Origin of the sequence: Citrobacter sp. R-1.5.2 (assembly GCF_035064245.1) — a bacterium.
Taxonomy (GTDB): domain Bacteria; phylum Pseudomonadota; class Gammaproteobacteria; order Enterobacterales; family Enterobacteriaceae; genus Citrobacter.
This window is the reverse complement of record NZ_JASEYC010000032.1, coordinates 1-17,444: the sequence shown is the minus strand read 5'-3', so window position 1 is coordinate 17,444 and position 17,444 is coordinate 1. Positions and strand designations below refer to the sequence as shown.

Here is a 17,444-nt window from a genome sequence, read left to right as displayed (position 1 = left end):
CAGACGGTCGCATGCGCATCCTTTCTTATCGAAACTCGTTGAGATGATATGCAATCAAGAATAGAATTTCAAGAACTCACAAAGTAACGCGGTGGTTAATATCCTGTACCCACGGATTGCCCTTAGCGCTGCCTATATCGGCTAAAGCACTCCGGTAGCTTGATTCACCCCACGGCCACGGCAGGATCTTGGCCGTCGCAAGCGCCAGGGGAAAATCTTCAGCTGCAAGCCTGAGTGATTTCATGTGCGTGTAATCCATCGCCCAGATGATTTTTGTGAAGAAGAACTCGCGCTCGTTCATGTCCGGGCGCGCGTCCTGGCCCTCCGTGCCAACGGCCAGCAAGTAATCGGCCTGAATTGGCAGTATCAGCGCGCGTAGTAAGTCATGGATCGCCGGTTGCGGCAGTCTGCGCGCCAGATTAATTACCCGGTCGAACTTCAGTTTATCCTGCTTGCGCTTGTCGGTCTGCTCCATCAGATTTCATGGCCCCCTTCTTCATGCTCATGCTCATGGGTGTGTTCTTTTCCGGTATGGCTCTGTTCCGCCTGAGACGTCTGCGGCATGGCGTAATCGTCGTAAATGCTGCTGTCAAAGTCGTAGTCTGATGCTTCGGCATAATGCTCGTAATCGGCATACTCCTGCGCGCTCCACTGCTGATCGTCGGCAGCAGCATAATCATGGGCCAGCTCTGCATCATTTTGCTGTGCTTCATGACGCCGCAGGCCAACGGAATCATCCATAGGGTTCTGCTTAAGATGAAAGGCGTCCTCTGCGTTGCTCACCGGCTGATAATCAGTGCCGGTTGTCATGTTATGTTCATCGGGTTTCTGGTTAAACGCCATGCTTTCCCCCGTGGCTTCTGGCAGACCTTTTTCAGCTGATCGGGTTTCTAAACTGGTATCGCGGCCAATATCCTTAAACCTGGCCTCAAGCCCAAAGAAACGGTCAATTTCTGCGGCCGTGGTTTTCGGGCTGTCGCGGCTCACGCTCGATGCCAAAGATTTTTTATCGTCGGTAAAAATTTCCACCTCATGACGCGCACGCGAAATACCAACATAAAAAACGTCCTTAGAAGTGGTAAGCGATTTGGTATCTATGTTGAACAACACGCGATCACAGGTAAGCCCTTGGGATTTGTGGACGGTGGTTGCATAAGCATAGGAAAGATAAGAAGCCTGTTTTTTGTCCAGCTCAACCGTGCGCCCTTTTTTGTCCTCAAGCGTCAGTTTTTCACCCTCCACGGTTTTCACCGTGAAGCGGTCGCCGTTGGCAACGTCCAGCGTTTTATCGTTACGCGTTACCATAACCTTATCGCCCGGCGCCAGTTCGGCGCTGACTGCCTGGTATACAGACAGCTTGGTGTGTGTACGCGGGCTGAAAGCGATCTGCTCACCGCTGCTGCTTTCAACCGTCAATTTGTTGCCCGGCCCGGTATCAAGAACCTGGTAAGACTCGCCCCGCTTCATACCATTTTTGTAATCCTGTTCGGGGATAATGATTTGCCCTTTACTGAAATAACGGCTGTCGCGGCGTTCCGCCTGTGTCGAATCCACGCGGTCAAGTAGCGTGAACGTTTCGCCGGTTCCGGCAAGCCCCAGATTGCCCCGGATGTAGTCATTGAGGGTTTTGCGTGAGGCGTTCGTACCAGAGATTATCAGGGTGGCATCCTGTTGTTCTGAGGACAGAGACAGGTAGCGATCGGCAAGTTGAGCGAGTCGGGGCGCTTCTTCCTTCAGTTCGTTCACGCCGGTGATATTTTTCAGGGCGCGCGCGGCATTACCTTCAGCGGCATACTTAACCGCCTCAAGCAAAACTTCATTCTTCTGTCGCTGAATGTCTTTCATGTAGCTGGTCTGCATATCTGCTTTAATCAGCTGCTCAAAAGGCTTACCGGCTTCTACCGCTTTCGTCTGTGACGTATCCCCCAGGAATACCGCGCGAGCGTTATGCTTCTCGATCACCTCCATCAGCTGTTTCATCTGTCGGGCGGGTATAACCCCGGCTTCATCAATGAATACGACTGATTTTTCATCCAGCTTTTTATCCTTCGCTTTGAGGAAAGCGGCAACGGTGCGGGCCGGTAATCCATCATCTTCAAGCGCTTTTTTCTGTGTCCCATAGGGGGCCAGCGCCGTGACCTTCAGCCCTTGTGACTCCAGCAGCTCTTTAGCGGCCATCGTCATATAGCTTTTACCGGTACCGGCGTAACCATGTGCGGCCACAAACCGATCTTTGCTCGTCACAATTTCTGTAACCGCGCGCATCTGCTCCTTCTTGAGGGTTTTCCCGGCAAGCAGCTGGCCTGCAATCTCTGCGGTCAGCTGTCGCGGCATCTGCCCCCGGCCGCGTGATTCGATAGTCAGAATGGAACGCTCAAGGCGAATACCCTCCACGGTAGTGACGCGGTGGCTGGTCTTTTTAAGCCTGCCGTTTTTAATACCATCATCTACCGCAAAACGGGCTTTATCCGCACGCATCCCGCTATTCGTCAGCGAGTCGATCCACTCTTTGCGCGTCAGAGTTTCGGCCATAACTGAAGCACCGACCTTCAGAGTTGATTGATACCGGGCTTCGCCCTCGATGATGGCGCCCTTCTGTACCGCCTTCAGGTACGCTTTTTCAACATCGGCTATTGTGGCATGGCCCAGCACCTGCTTATTAGCGATTTGAATCAGCTTCTGGCGTTCAAAGCTGGCATCGCGCTCTGACAGCGACTTAACTGCAAACTGGATAGCCCGGTCAGCTTTAACCTCCGGGCTGGTAAAATCCGGGGCCATGTTGCGCGCTATATCAGCCTCCAGAGGTTTACCGTGTCCCTGCCATTCACGGTTATCAAAATCAATGCCGAGCGTTTTGGCGCGGCTGGCCCATTCCTGGTGAATTTCTTCACGGGAATGCTCTGTTTTCTTTTCACGCGTAGCCATCGAGACGCGGCTTTTCGTCTGAGCATCGGCGGTTTCCCGCGTCAGACCCATTGCAGCGAGTCCCTTTTCAATTTGCTCCGACCGGCGGGAAAAAGCGCGAATCTGTTCATCTGAAAAATGGGCCATATCGAACGTGTTATTTTTGCTGTTGTAACGCAGCTCATAACCGGCTTTGGTCAACTCCAACGCCAGCTCCTGTTTGTAAACATCGCCCAGGTGCATTTTGTTACGCATCAGCTCATCATTTTTGAGCGCGCGCCACTGGCCGTCCTCGCGCTGGGTCATGTTCATGACAAAAGCGTGTGTGTGCAAATCAGGATCTAGCGCCCTGGAAGTTTCGTGGCGGAAAGTAGCGACGACAAGGTTATTGGTATTCTGGGTTACTGATTTCCCCTGGCGAGTCGTCCGGGCCTGCGCGAGTTTTTCAGCTTCACGCACAGCAGCGGCAACAGCTTTTTCATGAGCCTCGATAATGGTTTTATCGCCGTGTATCAGCGCCTGCATGGATACCCCTTTAGGCGCTGAAAACGTCAGGTCGTAGCCCAGACGCTCTTTTTTGGCATCACCCACGTGTCGCTGCATATGCGTGAAGGTATCTATCTCTCCGACAAGCAGCTCTTTAAACCGGGCTGATTCAACGTCCCCGGATAAGCCGAGGGCTTCAGCTCCGGTTCCCTGCCAGGACGTGAATGATGAATCCTTACTGTAGTAATCATCCTTTGCATCAGAGTAGTAGCCCACAACGCTAGTGACGTTCTGGCGGGTAATCGTGGTTATATCAAGCATCAGATCTCCCTCAGTTCAATGCCAGGAACAGGGTTTTTGCGATGGTATTTAACGTGTTTAGCCTTGAACTTAGCGACGGGCATATCACCAGGCAACGCCAGATAGCCGGTGAGGTTTGGCAACATTGATATTTCGGTAGGCGTTACGGCACGAACAACTTTAACGTCGCGGCGTTTACGGACAATCCAGGGCTTCTGAGGATCGGATTCTTTACGCTCAACTTCGCCTTCTATCTCACCGAGTGAGCGCGACATTTGATCCAACGTTTCATCACCGAGACGGCTGCCGCCCAGCACGATGTTAGAACGCATGTTAGCCAGAATTGTCTGAGCCATATCCCGACCATAAACCTTAACCAGCTGAGAATAGGTTTGATAGCCAGCATAAACACACAGACCGCTTTTACGCCCTTTGGTCAGTGCATCGTTGAGGTTTGGCAGAAACTGGAGTGATTCCAGCTCGTCAATAAATACATTAATGCGGCTTTCTTTTTCACCCATACCCAGCACGATAGAAAAAATCGAATCCAGCCAGCAGGAAATTAGCGGATTAAGTGACCTTTTCATTTCTTCCTGCCAGGTGATAAACAGGGTTCCCGGCTTTCCATCATCAAGCCAGTCACGCAGGGAAAAATTACCTTCCGGCATTTTCAAATGTGGGGCAAGATTCTTACTGAGAACAAATCGCGCGCTTCCAACTGCTTTTTCAGACCCGGAAAAAATAGCTTCGGCAGGCGTCCCCATTAAAAATTCTTTTAATTTTTTCTGGTCAACGTTACAGGCCCAGTGAATAACTTCTTCCATAGTTACTGTGCTGTATAGGCTGTGAAGTTTTTTCGAAACTTCACTAAAAATAAGACGGCCATAGCCGAACCATTCTTCAGTAGCCATATCAGGGCTTTCCTGAACAATAGAGTTCACTAAACGCTCGTAATCATATGAACGGCGAATTTCATTGAAAAACACCCAGCCTTCAGTGCGTTTATCATAGGCGTTTAAAATAACATCGCCGGGACGATAGAAATTCTTTAAGAACCCCCCATTTGGATCTAAAGCAATATTTTTGCCGCCTCTAATGATGCTCTTAAATAACAGTTCATTGAAAATTGTGGTTTTACCAGTACCGGTTGTACCGGCAATCGAAAAATGCAAGTTCTCAGCGTATGTAGGTATGGGGATATTAGCCACGGTTAACTGGTTGACACCTCTTTCGCGTGTTTTATCAGCGAGTGTTCTGGCGCGAACAAGCTCTGTACCACGATAAATCTTTTTGAATCTTTCGCCTTTAAACACGCGTGATTTATCATAAATGATAAAAGCGATCAGACCGCCAACACCAATAAACCAGCCAGCAATTAAAGCTGACCATAAAGGCCATAGCGAAAAAGTATTCTTAACCAGATACGGAATCAGGTATTTAGCCGTGGATGGATCAATACCGTAGGTAAATTTTGCAACTAGAAACCATACCATCACTGGAGGCAAAGTAATTGCAAATAAAAATGCTAAGCCTCTTTCTCTATCGTCCATTTCAGCGCTCCTTTTTTGGTTCCCAGACTTTGTAGCCGTTACGTTCAACCTCTGCTTTTGCCGCTTTGGTTTTGCCCGGTTCTGCTATCGAGCGCAGGAGGATTAGCGTTTCAATAGCGAGTGATTCATGCAACATCATCTGTCCTGCCGGTGGGAATTTTACGCCAGATAGCGTTTCGGTTATTGCCTTCAGCTCATCGCGCAGTGGGCCAAAATCCGCATCTGAAGCACGGTCAAAAAGATAATCCAGTTTGCGATTTACGTCGCTCAGCCGGTCGGCAACTATTTTCAACCCGGACTCCCGATCACCTGGGCCAGCTTCAATGCAGCGCCGCAGATAATCTGACCGATTACCTCCTGAAACCAGGTCTATATAGGCCAAAAGTTCATCTGATACTTTTGCGGTTATTATTGGCATTCAGTCCTCACATTGTGCATTTCTTAAACAAAAAATTGGGATCTAACAAGCTGAAATCTTAGTATTACCAAAGTAATAAAGCAAACTCATTATAAAACAATGGGTTATTGGGTGTTTTTAATACCTAATTATTACCGAATATTGACGCTATTTATTTTTTTATCTTTTAAATCAGTACGATAGCGTGATTTATCGCGCTGCGTTAGGTGTATAGCAGGTTAAGGAAAAAAAATCATCTTTTTTGGTAGGAGCGACCTCCGTAGGTTAAGGGTCATTTGGCTAAAAAGCGTCCTATTCTTTGATGGTCATGCTTGCATGACCATCTGAGCAACCAAAAACTACAGATAAACTACAGAGAAACTACAGATAAACTACAAAAAACGATTTACCTTAGCGTTGTCAGACTACTAATAGACTACAAGGAAACTACAAAGAAACTACAAAGAAACTACAAAGAAACTACAAATAGACTACTAAAACCGTGGCAGACTACTAATAGACTACAAGAAAACTACAAATAAACTACAAAACTGGATTGACCCCTTCTTACGAGTGTTGTAGAGTCATCTTCATACAACGGAGGGGGTTATGAATAAACCAGCAGATCTGAAACCCCGCAACTTATCGGCTGCTGTCAGATTGCGCCTAAATGAAATCGAGAACTGGCTGGACAGAGGGCTAACGCGGCATGAAATTGCTGAAATCCTCGACAGCGAATACAGCTTTTCGGTAACAGCCAAAGGGCTTGAGATGGCACTGTATAGAACGCGGCAAAACCGAAAAAATGTATTGCACAATACACATGATAAGAGTAGCGCGAAGGGTGCAGCGGAAAGTGTATTGCACAATACACAACCGTCTGAGCCTGAAGCGCAGGAAAGTGAAAAAGCAGAGAGTCCCGGCATTATTGATAAAGAGTTCTTCAATAAAATCGGTGAGGATTTCAACCCTAAGAAGTTCAACAAAAAATTCTGAGGTGATTTATGAAAGTAGCGGTAATTAATTACAGTGGCAGTGTTGGTAAAACATTAATTTCATCTTACCTGTTAGCCCCGCGCCTGACTGGTGCAAAGTTCTATGCGGTAGAGACTATCAACCAGTCTGCTTCCGATCTGGGTATTGAAAATGTGACCAGTTTTAAAGGTGACGACTTCTCACGTTTGATTGAGGATATTGTTTTTGAAGATGCAGGCATTATTGATATTGGCGCGTCAAACGTTGAAGCGTTCCTGATGGCTATGTCTCGCTTTGACAGTGGCGCGAACGAATTTGATAAATATGTAATCCCGGTGACGCCGGATAATAAGGCGATTGATGAAAGCCTGAAAACGGCACACACGTTAAGTAAAGCGGGCGTGAGCAGCAAGAAAATTATCTTTGTTCCAAACCGTATTAGTCCAGACAGTGAAGTAGAAGATGTGCTGGCGCCGGTGTTTGAGTTTGTCAAAGAAACGAAGATTGGCAAAATAAGCAAGAAGGCTGTTATTTATAACAGTGAGGTTTTCGAATATCTGGCGTTTCACCGTATCTCATTCGAAGTATTGACCGCTGAAGATCCAGAAGAATTCAAATCCCGTGCAAAACAAACAACCGATGCTGACGAGCGCAAAAAACTGGCACGCCGTTATACATACATGAAACAGGCGATTCCGGTAAAAGCTAATCTCGATAAAGCATATGCGGCTTTAATGGGAGAATAAAATGGAAAAGCAGCCGGATAAATTAGAAGTTCTGATGGACTGGTTTTTAGGTGACGCGAAGGAAATCACCGCAACTCAGAAAGAAATGACGCAGAAACTTTCTGAGCTTTCGGAAAAGCTGGCAAAAGACACCGAAAGTTTAGGAGAGACGGCAGACTCTTTTAAACGGGCTTTAGTAGAAAACCAGCGTTCAATTAGCCTGGCAATTAGTGATGATGCTAAGGCGCGCGAGGAATTTCTAACTAAATTCCGCCGCGCGCAGGCGTCCAGTGCTGAGACGTTTACCCGTCAGATCCTTTTTATTACAGCTGGCTGCACCATCGTGGGCGCCGCAGTAGGCGCCGCGATAGCGATACTTTTACTGAGATAAAGCAAACCGGGCGTGTCCCGGTTTTTTTGTCAAGCGGAGCGCGGAGGCCGAAGGCCGGAGGCATTAGTGGCCGCCGCCCGCGTAAGCGGGGCGAGACGGGAACCGGCTCGAAGCGCAGCACGGCAGAACGGCCCCGCAGGGGCAATGCCCGTTTTAATTCATCGTGACAGTCGCGCGTGACCATCACGGGGAGAAAAATAATGAATGACCGACAGCGAGAACTGGCCCGTATACGCCAGGCCCGCCGCCGCGCGCGGCTCAAGGAAGAAGGCACAAGCGTGACAGTCACGCTAACAAAACAGGAAGAAGCAATGTTGCAGGAGCTGTGCCGGGTTCGCCGTCCTGGACGAACGCCTTATTCAACGAACGAATTTTTCCAGCTGCTGCTTATCCGCAACTGGCAGCAGTGGCAGGAGCAGAAGGCACAGCTGGGAAAATGCCAGGCTTGCGGAAAGCTGAAAGCGGAGGGGGGGTGCGAGGGTGAACGGAAAGGCGAAACCTTTAACTGCTGGCTTGCCGTCGAAGCCAATGAACTAAATTTGTAGTGTATTGTGCAATACACATTTACACAGAAACAAAAACCACCGGCAATTCCTGGAACCGGATACCTACGGCTATTCCTGGGTGAACGGTACTTTTTGCACCTGGGTGCGCTGAAAAAGCTGAATATGCAGGGTGACGTTCGCGTGCTGTTCTGCTTTGTAGACTGAATGCGCCAGCTATACGCCTGACTGCTTAAACCTGGTAAAGTTCTGCAACCGGCACTGACCGGAAAGCAAGGCAGGGAAGACCTAAGCCAGAAACCTTGACTGCTCCCCGCCCTTCAGGGCGGGGATTGCGGATCATGTTCTTCTCTTTCAGGGATTCAACGCAGACAAGAAAGGCTTTCAATTTCCTATACGTGAACGGCCGCGCAGCGGAAAGAAACAAGCCCGGTCAATCCGGGCTTGTTTCTTTAGGCGGCTCAGAAATCGCCTAAAGGCCCGGCTTGGCCGGGCAGTCAGTGCTATTTAGTTTGTTGCAGCAGCTGGCTTAATTTTGCCGCCAGTGCATACGTCGATTGGAAAGCGCCTTGCAGGCGCTGATTAGGCAGCTGGTTGAACGCTTCGAGGCAGGCGCGCAGCAATAATTCTTTCTGAGATTCGACTTCTTTTTTCAGTTGGGAAGGGGTGGTAACTGTAGTCATGCTTGCTCCTTAGTGAGCCGATATCGGCAATTTTTCGGGTGGCGGTGTTGCCTCCCGATGATTTAATTATCGGTGATTATGCTTTTAAAGTCAATACAGGTACGGAATTTATTTACCTGTTTTTATGCCCGTCAGGGCATGGAAGGCGACCGCGCCGGACTCCACCGGACACCGGCCGCAAATCGCCGGAAACTGCGGGACTGACCGGAGCAACAGGCCAACCCCCCTCCCTGCTAAGCCATAACCCAGCCCGCCGCCACGCAGCTGCCGCACGTCCCCCACGGGGGTGCGCAGTGGGCGCCGCGCGCCTGCGCGCGGGTACGGCGGCCCGCCTGCGGGTCGCGGCGCCGTACTGCGAGTTAGCGGCCGCCGCGCGGCCGGTTACGGGGGACACCGCACAGTCACGGCCAGTGCCCCGCTGAGCTGCACAATCCACGGATAACACAATAGCGCACTGGCAAAGGATGCCGACGCCTGAAGGGCGTGGGCACCCCGAAGGGGCGGGGCGGCCGCTTGCGGCCGGGCGAGTCCGGCGCAGGGTGTGGCCTGCCAAGCGGAGCGCGGAGGCCGAAGGCCGGAGGCGTTAGCGGCCGCTGCCCGCGTAAGCGGGGCGAGACGGGAACCGGCTCGATGCGCAGCACAGCAGAGCGACCCCGAAGGGGTAACGCCCGGTGTGGCATCAGGATTTAGTGCAATGGCAGAACATGAGCTGGAGAGATCACCGGCAAGCAGCAGCAAAGGGGCGGCACAGCCGCCCCGATGGCTGTTTGCCGATACCGGCGATTAATTAGAGCGGTGTTTAATATCCCCCGCGTTGCGGGGGACTAGGTTTCAGCAAGTCATGTTAAATACGTGTCCATCATGTAAACTGAAATCCCCAATAAACAGATCCCGCGCATAGGCTACGATGTCAAAATATCGGGCTACGGATTCCGGAATATCATTCAGTAGACCGCTATCATTCAGGTATTCCTCTGCAAAAGTTTCTTCGTCCTTAGCTTCGCCCATATAGGCATCTCTAAACAGGTCGAAATCAGTGCTATTAAACAGATCAACAAAGGCCACAAACGCCGCTTCGTTACCTTCCTCGCGGGCTTGTTTAAAGCCGTTAATAAAATCCCAGTTGATATGGCACTCTGACGCCATACCAGACGGAATACCCTCCCAATCTTGGAACATAAATTCTGGATCAGCCTCATTTGCGTGTAACTCGCGGCAGCGCTCGTAAAACTCCTCTGAGCTATCAAAATCGGTCAGATCGAGCCAGGCTCCCGCAATGCTTCCGCAGTTGTATTTATGGTAAGTGCCAACATAAACAGAAGGGGTCGTAATATCAGTCATGGTGTACTCCTTAAAGCGCCGATACCGGCAATTTTTCGGGCGGCGGTATTGCCTCCCGATGATTTAATTATCGTTGATTATGCTTTTAAAGTCAATACAGATACGGAATTTATTTACCTGTTTTTATGCCCGTCAGGGCATGGAAGGCGACCGCGCCGGACTCCACCGGACACCGGCCGCAAATCGCCGGAAACTGCGGGACTGACCGGAGCAACAGGCCAACCCCCCTCCCTGCTAAGCCATAACCCAGCCCGCCGCCACGCAGCTGCCGCACGTCCCCCACGGGGGTGCGCAGTGGGCGCCGCGCGCCTGCGCGCGGGTACGGCGGCCCGCCTGCGGGTCGCGGCGCCGTACTGCGAGTTAGCGGCCGCCGCGCGGCCGGTTACGGGGGACACCGCACCGTCACGGCCAGCGCCCCGCTGAGCTGCACAATCCACGGATAACACAATAGCGCACTGGCAAAGGATGCCGACGCCTGAAGGGCGTTGGCACCCCGAAGGGGCGGGGCGGCCGCTTGCGGCCGGGCGAGTCCGGCGCAGGGTGTGGCCTGCCAAGCGGAGCGCGGAGGCCGAAGGCCGGAGGCGTTAGCGGCCGCTGCCCGCGTAAGCGGGGCGAGACGGGAACCGGCTCGATGCGCAGCACAGCAGAGCGGCCCCGAAGGGGTAACGCCCTGTGTGGCATCAGGATTTAGCACAATGTCAGAACATAAACTGGAGAGATCACCGGCAAGCAGCAGCAAAGGGGCGGCACAGCCGCCCCGATGGCTGTTACTTGTCTTTGTCGCGTAGCACTTTGATTAGGCCGGTTACGGCCGTAATCAGAGCGGCCAGCGAGGTGATGATTTGCGGTAGGTTTTCGAGGATGGTAGAGGTCATATAGCACCTGTAGAGAAGTTGGCGGGGTGTCGTTTCCGACGGCCGCACTGTAACCGGGCGAATAAGGCAGGTTGTCAACAGCTTGAGCGAAGCGTCTGTTGACAACCTGCCGCGCCCGGTTTCACTGCGGTCATAGGCGGAACGACCCACGCCAACGGAACGGCTTTATGACCGGGCAGCTGAGATACCGGCGAACCTGGCTGGCGGCTGACGCCAGCCGCCAAGCGCCAGCGCGGAGGGCAAAGCCCGGAGGCCAAGCGGAGCGCGGAGGCCGAAGGCCGGAGGCCGGAGGCGTTAGCGGCCGCTGCCCGCGTAAGCGGGGCGAGACGGGAACCGGCTCGATGCGCAGCACAGCAGAGCGGCCCCGAAGGGGTAACGCCCGGAGTCTGCCGCTGTTTATCTCTCGTTCCATCTGAAATCGGCGGTAAGGCCATTAAAAGGGTCAGTTTATCAGGGAGGCGTTAGCCCCCCATGTTGTTAATCATCAGGCAATATCGTCTTTGTAGCAGGCATAACCGAAGCTAAGCTCTGTTTTCATATAGTGGCGGGCAAAGTCCCAGGCATCGTGGCCGAAGTCCTCATAATCTGCCAGGACGATTTCGCGGGCTTTGTGCCATTGCTGTACGGAAGAAAGCGGCAGAACAGGGCAGGGGTGCGACCAGTCAGTGACGGTGTTGCAGATCATATCTGCCAGACGCTCCAGGGAGCCGTAAACCAGCTCTGTGCGCAGATCCGCCACCATGCGTTGTTTACGCAGTGATGCCAGATAATCAATCTCTTTGGTTATATCAGAATTTAAGCGGGTCTGGTAATCCATGATGTACTCCTTTGCGCGCCGATACCGGCAATTTTGCGGGCGACGGTGTTGCCTCCCGATGATTTAATTATCGGTGATTATGCCCTCAAAGTCAATATAAGTACGGAATATGCATGCATAATTTTATATCTTGCAAAGCGTTCATAGAGTGCCTGAATCGCTTTCTGACAGCCTCAATAAAAAAAGGCGGGGATTCCCGCCTTTTTTCTTACAGCTGCTTACGTGGCTTTTTACGCGTCATATACAACGGTATCGCGCAGTCTACCGCGTACAAAAAGCACGCCAGCGCGCCGCAACCGTACAGAAACGCAAGCGGCTTATTATCGAAGTAGCTGAAAACCCCTGTCGCCGCACACAGGCCCAGAACAGAGACGCAGGCGCAGGTGATCTGCACCAGATCCCTGTATCCCGCACGAACGATAAACCAGGGCAGGGCAAGCGCAGCGGCGCTAATAATTAATGCGAGAGGGACAAAAACGAGATAGTGATACATGTGAACTCCTTGATGGTTGCCGATACCGGCGATTGTTCGGGCGGCGGTATTGCCACCCGATGATTTAATTAGAGGTTTTGCGCGTCCAGGAGATTGACCTGAGCCGGGGTAACGTGAAACTTTTCCCCTTTATGGATCACGTTATGCGGGGCGCTAATTTCATCACTGATAAAGCTAACCGGGTAACGTTTTTTACCGCAAATCCGCTCGCTAAACCATGCCACTTTTGCCGCTGGCCGATCCACTGGATGAACAATCACACCGGCCATGCTGCAACCCGTTGCGGGTTCGTCCAGCGTAATGCTTACCGGGACTGTATCCCGGTAAAAAAACTTAACCGGCGGCACACCTGCCTGCGTAGCGGCTGCGACAACTGCAAGCCCGATAACCGCTATCCGATTAATAAGCATTTTATTCCCCTTACTCATGCTGATATCACCTTGCCAGCTGTTACCAGTTTACGAAATTCACTTTCATGAATTTCACGCCCATGCTCAAGCGTTGAATACACGTTGCCGATAAGCCAGTTACCAGCCGTTTTTGTCTCGGTATACCACCATGCTTCTGTCAGAGTAAGCAGCGGTTCGCTATCCTCGCCCTTCTCATAGATCCAGATTTTAGTGACGTCTTTACCCGTTTCGTTGCTGCCCTGAATGGTAGGGTCAAAGGTATGTTCAATCTCTATATCGAAGTAACGCTGAAGGAAGTTAGTAAAGTGCATGACGACTCCTGTAAGCGCCGATACCGGCAATTTTTCGGGTGGCGGTGTCGCCTCCCGATGATTTAATTATCGTTGATTATGCTTTTAAAGTCAATACAGGTACGGAATTTATTTACCTGTTTTTATGCCCGTCAGGGCATGGAAGGCGACCGCGCCGGACTCCACCGGACACCGGCCGCAAATCGCCGGAAACTGCGGGACTGACCGGAGCAACAGGCCAACCCCCCTCCCTGCTAAGCCATAACCCAGCCCGCCGCCACGCAGCTGCCGCACGTCCCCCACGGGGGTGCGCAGTGGGCGCCGCGCGCCTGCGCGCGGGTACGGCGGCCCGCCTGCGGGTCGCGGCGCCGTACTGCGAGTTAGCGGCCGCCGCGCGGCCGGTTACGGGGGACACCGCACCGTCACGGCCAGCGCCCCACTGAGCTGCACAATCCACGGATAATGCAGGAGACGAATCATGATAGGAGGCTGAAGGGGAAATGAGCGGCAGCAGGGGAAGGGGTTGCCAAGCGGAGCGCGGAGGCCGCAGGCCGGAGGCGTCAGTGGCAGCTGCCCGCGTGAGCGGGGCGAGACGCGTAGCGGCTCGATGCGCAGCACAGCAGAACGGCCCCGGAGGGGTGACGTCCGGGGGTTCGCTTTTAAAGATTTTCGACCACATCAGTAAATCGTAGTGACACCATGAAGCAAAAGTATCGTGCAGACCAGAATCAACAACAGTAACAGCAGACCTTTTTTTCGACGTAATAAAACCGGCCCCAAAGCGCCCGCAAGAAGCACACTCAACACGATTTCCGTTATACTAATCGTATTCATAATCTCTCACGTTTCCCTTTTTAGAACTCTGCCACACACAGATAAAACCTTATAACAAGCTACAAAACCCGTTATTCAGACGCGGTAATGCCTAGTTTTTTTGCCAGTATTTCAGATGACAAAGAAACCCTTATCCACTTCCCGGTTACAAGGTGAATGATTGTGGCTTCATGCCCTTTAACAGAGTGGGATATTAACTCACGCTGAATGATATGCGTCTCTCCATCATTTCCCGTCACGGCAATTAGGCCCTCTGTAGAACAGGGGTTGATACTACTAATGTTGGTGTTGTTTTCGGTTTTGTTCAGCATCGCTGATCCTCAAATATCGGTTTGTGTTACGTCTGCCGCTTTGCGCTGGATAAGCGACTTAAAGAAATCCGACGCCTTCAGAATATCGCTATCCTGGAAGTCGGGAAATGTCGCTTCTGTCAGCTCCTGCGCCGTACCTGCCCGTATAACGGTTTCATCGCGGATCATCGTTCGCTTAACGCCATCAGCCTGTTTTTTGCTGAAGGAGTGCCGGAAAATAATCGCGTATTGGCCGCCGCTATCCTGATGAACAGAAGTATCCCAGCGATGATTACCCTGTTTACGATAGTGGTGATAGATTTGCTGGCCGTAGCGCTCCTGATCGGAATTACGGTAATCGAACATTAACAGTTCCAAAAGCATTAACCGATCTGGCAATTGCCAGGCGGTAGGGTGTTGAAGTGTCGCTAACATAGTTTCCCCTGAGCGTGACAGTCACGATAAGGCGGGCTTTGCCCGCCTGGTTATCAGTTAATCAATGGCACGATAAATACGATTCTGGCTTTCGTTCTCCAGCGTATTAACGTACTCCCGCAACAGGTGATACCGGTTAGCCATCGTTTCGTTCAGTTCGGCTTTGCCTTCTTCATATGCCAGGCCGCAAAAGTAACTGTAGGCATACAGACAAACAATAATCCCTACTTCGCGCGCGCTGCATTCACCTTCAAAATAGTTAGGTAACGAGAGCCAAAGAGGTTGGGGCGCTTCCATAAAAAACGCGCCATTGCTGGCCTGAAGGTATTCCCAATACCCTCCCTGGTAGTCTTTAGCGTAACGATTCAGAAAGGACTGAATGAAGTGATCTGCGCTGAAGAAAGCGCCACGAAATGCCGCAGGCATGAAGTTCATGCGGGCGTTTTCAGAAATGTAGCGGGCGGTGATTTCGATAGTTTCCATGATACTTCCTCTTAAAGCCGATACCGGCGATGGTTAAGCGGCAGGCACATCACCTGCCACTTTTTAATTATCGTACAATGGGGCGTTAAAGTCAATATAAGTACGGATTATATTTACCTAATTTTATGCCCGTCAGAGCATGGAAGGCGACCTCGCCGGACTCCACCGGACACCGGGGGCAAATCGCCGGAAACTGCGGGACTGACCGGAGCGACAGGCCACCCCCCCTCCCTGCTAGCCCGCCGCCACGCGGCCGGTTACAGGGGACACTGAGAAAACAGAAAGCCAACAAACACTATATATAGCGTTCGTTGGCAGCTGAAGCAGCACTACATATAGTAGAGTACCTGTAAAACTTGCCAACCTGACCATAACAGCGATACTGTATAAGTAAACAGTGATTTGGAAGATCGCTATGAAGGTCGATATTTTTGAAAGCTCCGGCGCCAGCCGGGTACACAGCATCCCTTTTTATCTGCAAAGAATTTCTGCGGGGTTCCCCAGCCCGGCCCAGGGCTATGAAAAGCAGGAGTTAAACCTGCATGAGTATTGTGTTCGTCACCCTTCAGCAACTTACTTCCTACGGGTTTCTGGCTCGTCAATGGAAGATGGCCGCATCCATGATGGTGACGTACTGGTTGTGGATCGCTCGCTGACGGCCAGCCACGGCTCAATCGTAGTCGCCTGCATCCATAATGAATTTACCGTGAAGCGGCTACTGCTGAGGCCCAGACCCTGCCTGATGCCGATGAACAAAGATTTTCCTGTGTACTACATTGACCCGGATAATGAGAGCGTTGAAATCTGGGGAGTGGTTACGCATTCCCTTATCGAGCATCCGGTATGTTTGCGCTGATTGATGTCAATGGCATGTACGCCAGCTGTGAGCAGGCATTTAGGCCAGATCTGGCAAACCGAGCAGTGGCCGTTTTATCCAACAATGACGGCAACATTGTGGCCCGTAATTACCTGGCGAAGAAAGCGGGCCTGAAAATGGGCGATCCGTACTTCAAAGTCAGACCCATAATCGAGCGTCATAACATCGCTATTTTTAGCTCTAATTACACTCTCTATGCCTCCATGTCGGCCCGGTTCGCGGCCGTAGTTGAGTCCCTTGCAAGCCACGTCGAACAGTATTCAATCGACGAGCTTTTTGTTGACTGCAAAGGGATAACGGCCGCCATGAGCCTTGACGCTTTCGGGCGCCAACTGCGCGAGGAAGTCAGGCGACACACAACGCTGGTATGCGGGGTCGGTATTGCCCGTACTAAGACGCTGGCGAAGCTGTGTAACCACGCTGCAAAAACATGGCCCGCTACTGGCGGGGTGGTTGCTCTGGACGATGGCGCCAGACTGAAGAAATTAATGAGCATCCTGCCGGTTGCGGAAGTCTGGGGCGTCGGCCATCGTACAGAGAAAGCACTCGCCACAATGGGGATCAAAACGGTGCTGGATTTAGCCAGGGCAGATACGCGCCTAATCCGTAAAACATTCGGCGTTGTGCTTGAAAGAACGGTACGGGAGTTGCGCGGCGAGGCTTGCTTCAGCCTGGAAGAAAACCCTCCTGCGAAGCAGCAGATTGTTGTGTCGCGCTCATTCGGCCAACGCGTAGAAACCCTGACGGACATGCAGCAGGCTGTCACCGGATTTGCAGCGCGCGCAGCTGAAAAACTGCGTAATGAGAGGCAATACTGCCGCGTCATAAGCGTCTTTATCCGTACCAGTCCTTATTCAGTGCGTGATACACAGTATGCCAATCAGGCAACCGAAAAACTGACGGTGGCAACCCAGGACAGCCGCACGATAATTCAGGCAGCACAAGCCGCGCTGGCGCGGATCTGGCGGGAAGATATTGCGTATGCAAAAGCAGGGGTCATGCTGGCAGATTTTAGCGGGAAGGAGGCCCAGCTTGATTTATTCGACTCTGCTACGCCTTCAGCTGGCAGCGAGGCTTTAATGGCTGTTCTTGATGGTATAAACCGGCGTGGAAAGAGCCAGCTTTTTTTTGCAGGCCAGGGCATCGATAACTCCTTTGCCATGCGTCGTCAGATGTTGTCACCTGATTACACGACAGACTGGCGCTCAATACCAATAGCCACCATCAAATAATTACCGGCGCCGTACACGGGCCGGTTAACCCCTCAACCGGCCGAAACAAGTTTCGGCACGGTTTCGCGGTTTTCGGTAAAAGCCGTTTCCTCTGTATAAAAGATCAGCTAAATTATGTGTATTGCACAATACATATATGTGAGGTTAGCAGTG

At 51.7% G+C, this 17,444-nt stretch carries 19 protein-coding genes; 6 read left to right on the top strand and 13 right to left on the bottom strand.

Annotated elements, in window-relative coordinates; all coding sequences use genetic code 11:
• Positions 1-76 precede the first annotated feature (76 nt).
• Genes QMN38_RS25640 through QMN38_RS25625 form a run of 4 tightly spaced genes read right to left on the bottom strand, consistent with a single transcriptional unit; the run spans position 77 to position 5,532 of the window.
• Positions 77-475 (bottom strand): DUF6710 family protein, encoded by a 399-nt coding sequence (locus QMN38_RS25640; protein ID WP_012561143.1) that lies wholly within the window; start codon positions 473-475, stop codon positions 77-79.
• Positions 475-3,711 (bottom strand): MobF family relaxase, encoded by a 3,237-nt coding sequence (gene mobF / locus QMN38_RS25635; protein ID WP_012561142.1) that lies wholly within the window; start codon positions 3,709-3,711, stop codon positions 475-477. The genes QMN38_RS25640 and mobF overlap by 1 nt, the downstream gene beginning before the upstream one ends.
• Positions 3,711-5,240 (bottom strand): type IV secretion system DNA-binding domain-containing protein, encoded by a 1,530-nt coding sequence (locus tag QMN38_RS25630; protein ID WP_000342688.1) that lies wholly within the window; start codon positions 5,238-5,240, stop codon positions 3,711-3,713. The genes mobF and QMN38_RS25630 overlap by 1 nt, the downstream gene beginning before the upstream one ends.
• 1 nt (position 5,241) lies before the next feature.
• A complete protein-coding gene (locus QMN38_RS25625; RefSeq protein WP_000706094.1) occupies positions 5,242-5,532 on the bottom strand; it encodes a hypothetical protein in 291 nt (96 codons plus the stop codon).
• Positions 5,533-6,246: 714 nt separating this feature from the next.
• Here QMN38_RS25625 and stbA point away from each other — a divergent pair.
• The 4 genes from stbA (at position 6,247) to QMN38_RS25605 (ending at position 8,273) form a co-directional block, all read left to right on the top strand.
• Positions 6,247-6,633 (top strand): plasmid stabilization protein StbA, encoded by a 387-nt coding sequence (gene stbA, locus QMN38_RS25620; RefSeq protein WP_013279398.1) that lies wholly within the window; start codon positions 6,247-6,249, stop codon positions 6,631-6,633.
• Between the two features lie 8 nt (positions 6,634-6,641).
• The gene (gene stbB / locus QMN38_RS25615) at positions 6,642-7,358 is read left to right on the top strand and encodes a StbB family protein (RefSeq protein WP_012561139.1); all 717 of its coding nucleotides are present in this window, start codon (positions 6,642-6,644) and stop codon (positions 7,356-7,358) included.
• Between the two features lies 1 nt (position 7,359).
• The gene (stbC, locus tag QMN38_RS25610; protein ID WP_012561138.1) at positions 7,360-7,728 is read left to right on the top strand and encodes a plasmid stabilization protein StbC; all 369 of its coding nucleotides are present in this window, start codon (positions 7,360-7,362) and stop codon (positions 7,726-7,728) included.
• Positions 7,729-7,928: 200 nt separating this feature from the next.
• Positions 7,929-8,273: a hypothetical protein gene (locus tag QMN38_RS25605; protein ID WP_012561137.1), complete on the top strand. Its 345-nt coding sequence runs from the start codon at positions 7,929-7,931 to the stop codon at positions 8,271-8,273.
• A gap of 461 nt (positions 8,274-8,734) precedes the next feature.
• Here the strand turns inward: QMN38_RS25605 and ccgAI are convergent, their stop codons facing one another.
• From ccgAI to ardB, 9 genes are all read right to left on the bottom strand, one after another.
• Positions 8,735-8,914 (bottom strand): protein CcgAI, encoded by a 180-nt coding sequence (ccgAI, locus tag QMN38_RS25600; RefSeq protein WP_012561134.1) that lies wholly within the window; start codon positions 8,912-8,914, stop codon positions 8,735-8,737.
• Positions 8,915-9,745: 831 nt separating this feature from the next.
• The gene (locus QMN38_RS25595) at positions 9,746-10,255 is read right to left on the bottom strand and encodes an antirestriction protein ArdA (RefSeq protein ID WP_012561131.1); all 510 of its coding nucleotides are present in this window, start codon (positions 10,253-10,255) and stop codon (positions 9,746-9,748) included.
• 1,359 nt (positions 10,256-11,614) lie between these two features.
• Complete coding sequence (locus QMN38_RS25590) at positions 11,615-11,947, bottom strand: hypothetical protein (RefSeq protein WP_016359303.1); 333 nt, start codon at positions 11,945-11,947, stop codon at positions 11,615-11,617.
• A 208-nt stretch (positions 11,948-12,155) separates the two neighbouring features.
• Positions 12,156-12,440, bottom strand: a complete 285-nt coding sequence (gene ccgC, locus QMN38_RS25585; protein ID WP_013263793.1) for a protein CcgC — start codon at positions 12,438-12,440, stop codon at positions 12,156-12,158.
• Positions 12,441-12,508: 68 nt separating this feature from the next.
• On the bottom strand, positions 12,509-12,868 hold the full coding sequence (locus QMN38_RS25580) for a hypothetical protein (protein WP_001750003.1): 360 nt from the start codon (positions 12,866-12,868) through the stop codon (positions 12,509-12,511).
• Positions 12,865-13,161, bottom strand: a complete 297-nt coding sequence (gene ccgD, locus QMN38_RS25575; RefSeq protein WP_000545925.1) for a protein CcgD — start codon at positions 13,159-13,161, stop codon at positions 12,865-12,867. The genes QMN38_RS25580 and ccgD overlap by 4 nt, the downstream gene beginning before the upstream one ends.
• 884 nt (positions 13,162-14,045) lie before the next feature.
• The gene (locus QMN38_RS25570; protein WP_016359300.1) at positions 14,046-14,285 is read right to left on the bottom strand and encodes a hypothetical protein; all 240 of its coding nucleotides are present in this window, start codon (positions 14,283-14,285) and stop codon (positions 14,046-14,048) included.
• A 9-nt stretch (positions 14,286-14,294) separates the two neighbouring features.
• A complete protein-coding gene (gene ardR / locus QMN38_RS25565) occupies positions 14,295-14,699 on the bottom strand; it encodes an antirestriction protein ArdAB regulator ArdR (RefSeq protein ID WP_000881513.1) in 405 nt (134 codons plus the stop codon).
• A 57-nt stretch (positions 14,700-14,756) separates the two neighbouring features.
• Positions 14,757-15,182, bottom strand: coding sequence for an antirestriction protein ArdB (gene ardB / locus QMN38_RS25560; RefSeq protein WP_000447669.1), 426 nt, complete (start codon positions 15,180-15,182; stop codon positions 14,757-14,759).
• 415 nt (positions 15,183-15,597) lie between these two features.
• On the opposite strand from ardB, the gene mucA reads away from it, so the two are divergent.
• On the top strand, positions 15,598-16,038 hold the full coding sequence (gene mucA / locus QMN38_RS25555; protein ID WP_000861760.1) for a translesion error-prone DNA polymerase V autoproteolytic subunit MucA: 441 nt from the start codon (positions 15,598-15,600) through the stop codon (positions 16,036-16,038).
• The gene (gene mucB, locus QMN38_RS25550) at positions 16,026-17,291 is read left to right on the top strand and encodes a translesion error-prone DNA polymerase V subunit MucB (RefSeq protein WP_016359299.1); all 1,266 of its coding nucleotides are present in this window, start codon (positions 16,026-16,028) and stop codon (positions 17,289-17,291) included. The genes mucA and mucB overlap by 13 nt, the downstream gene beginning before the upstream one ends.
• Positions 17,292-17,444: the final 153 nt, after the last annotated feature.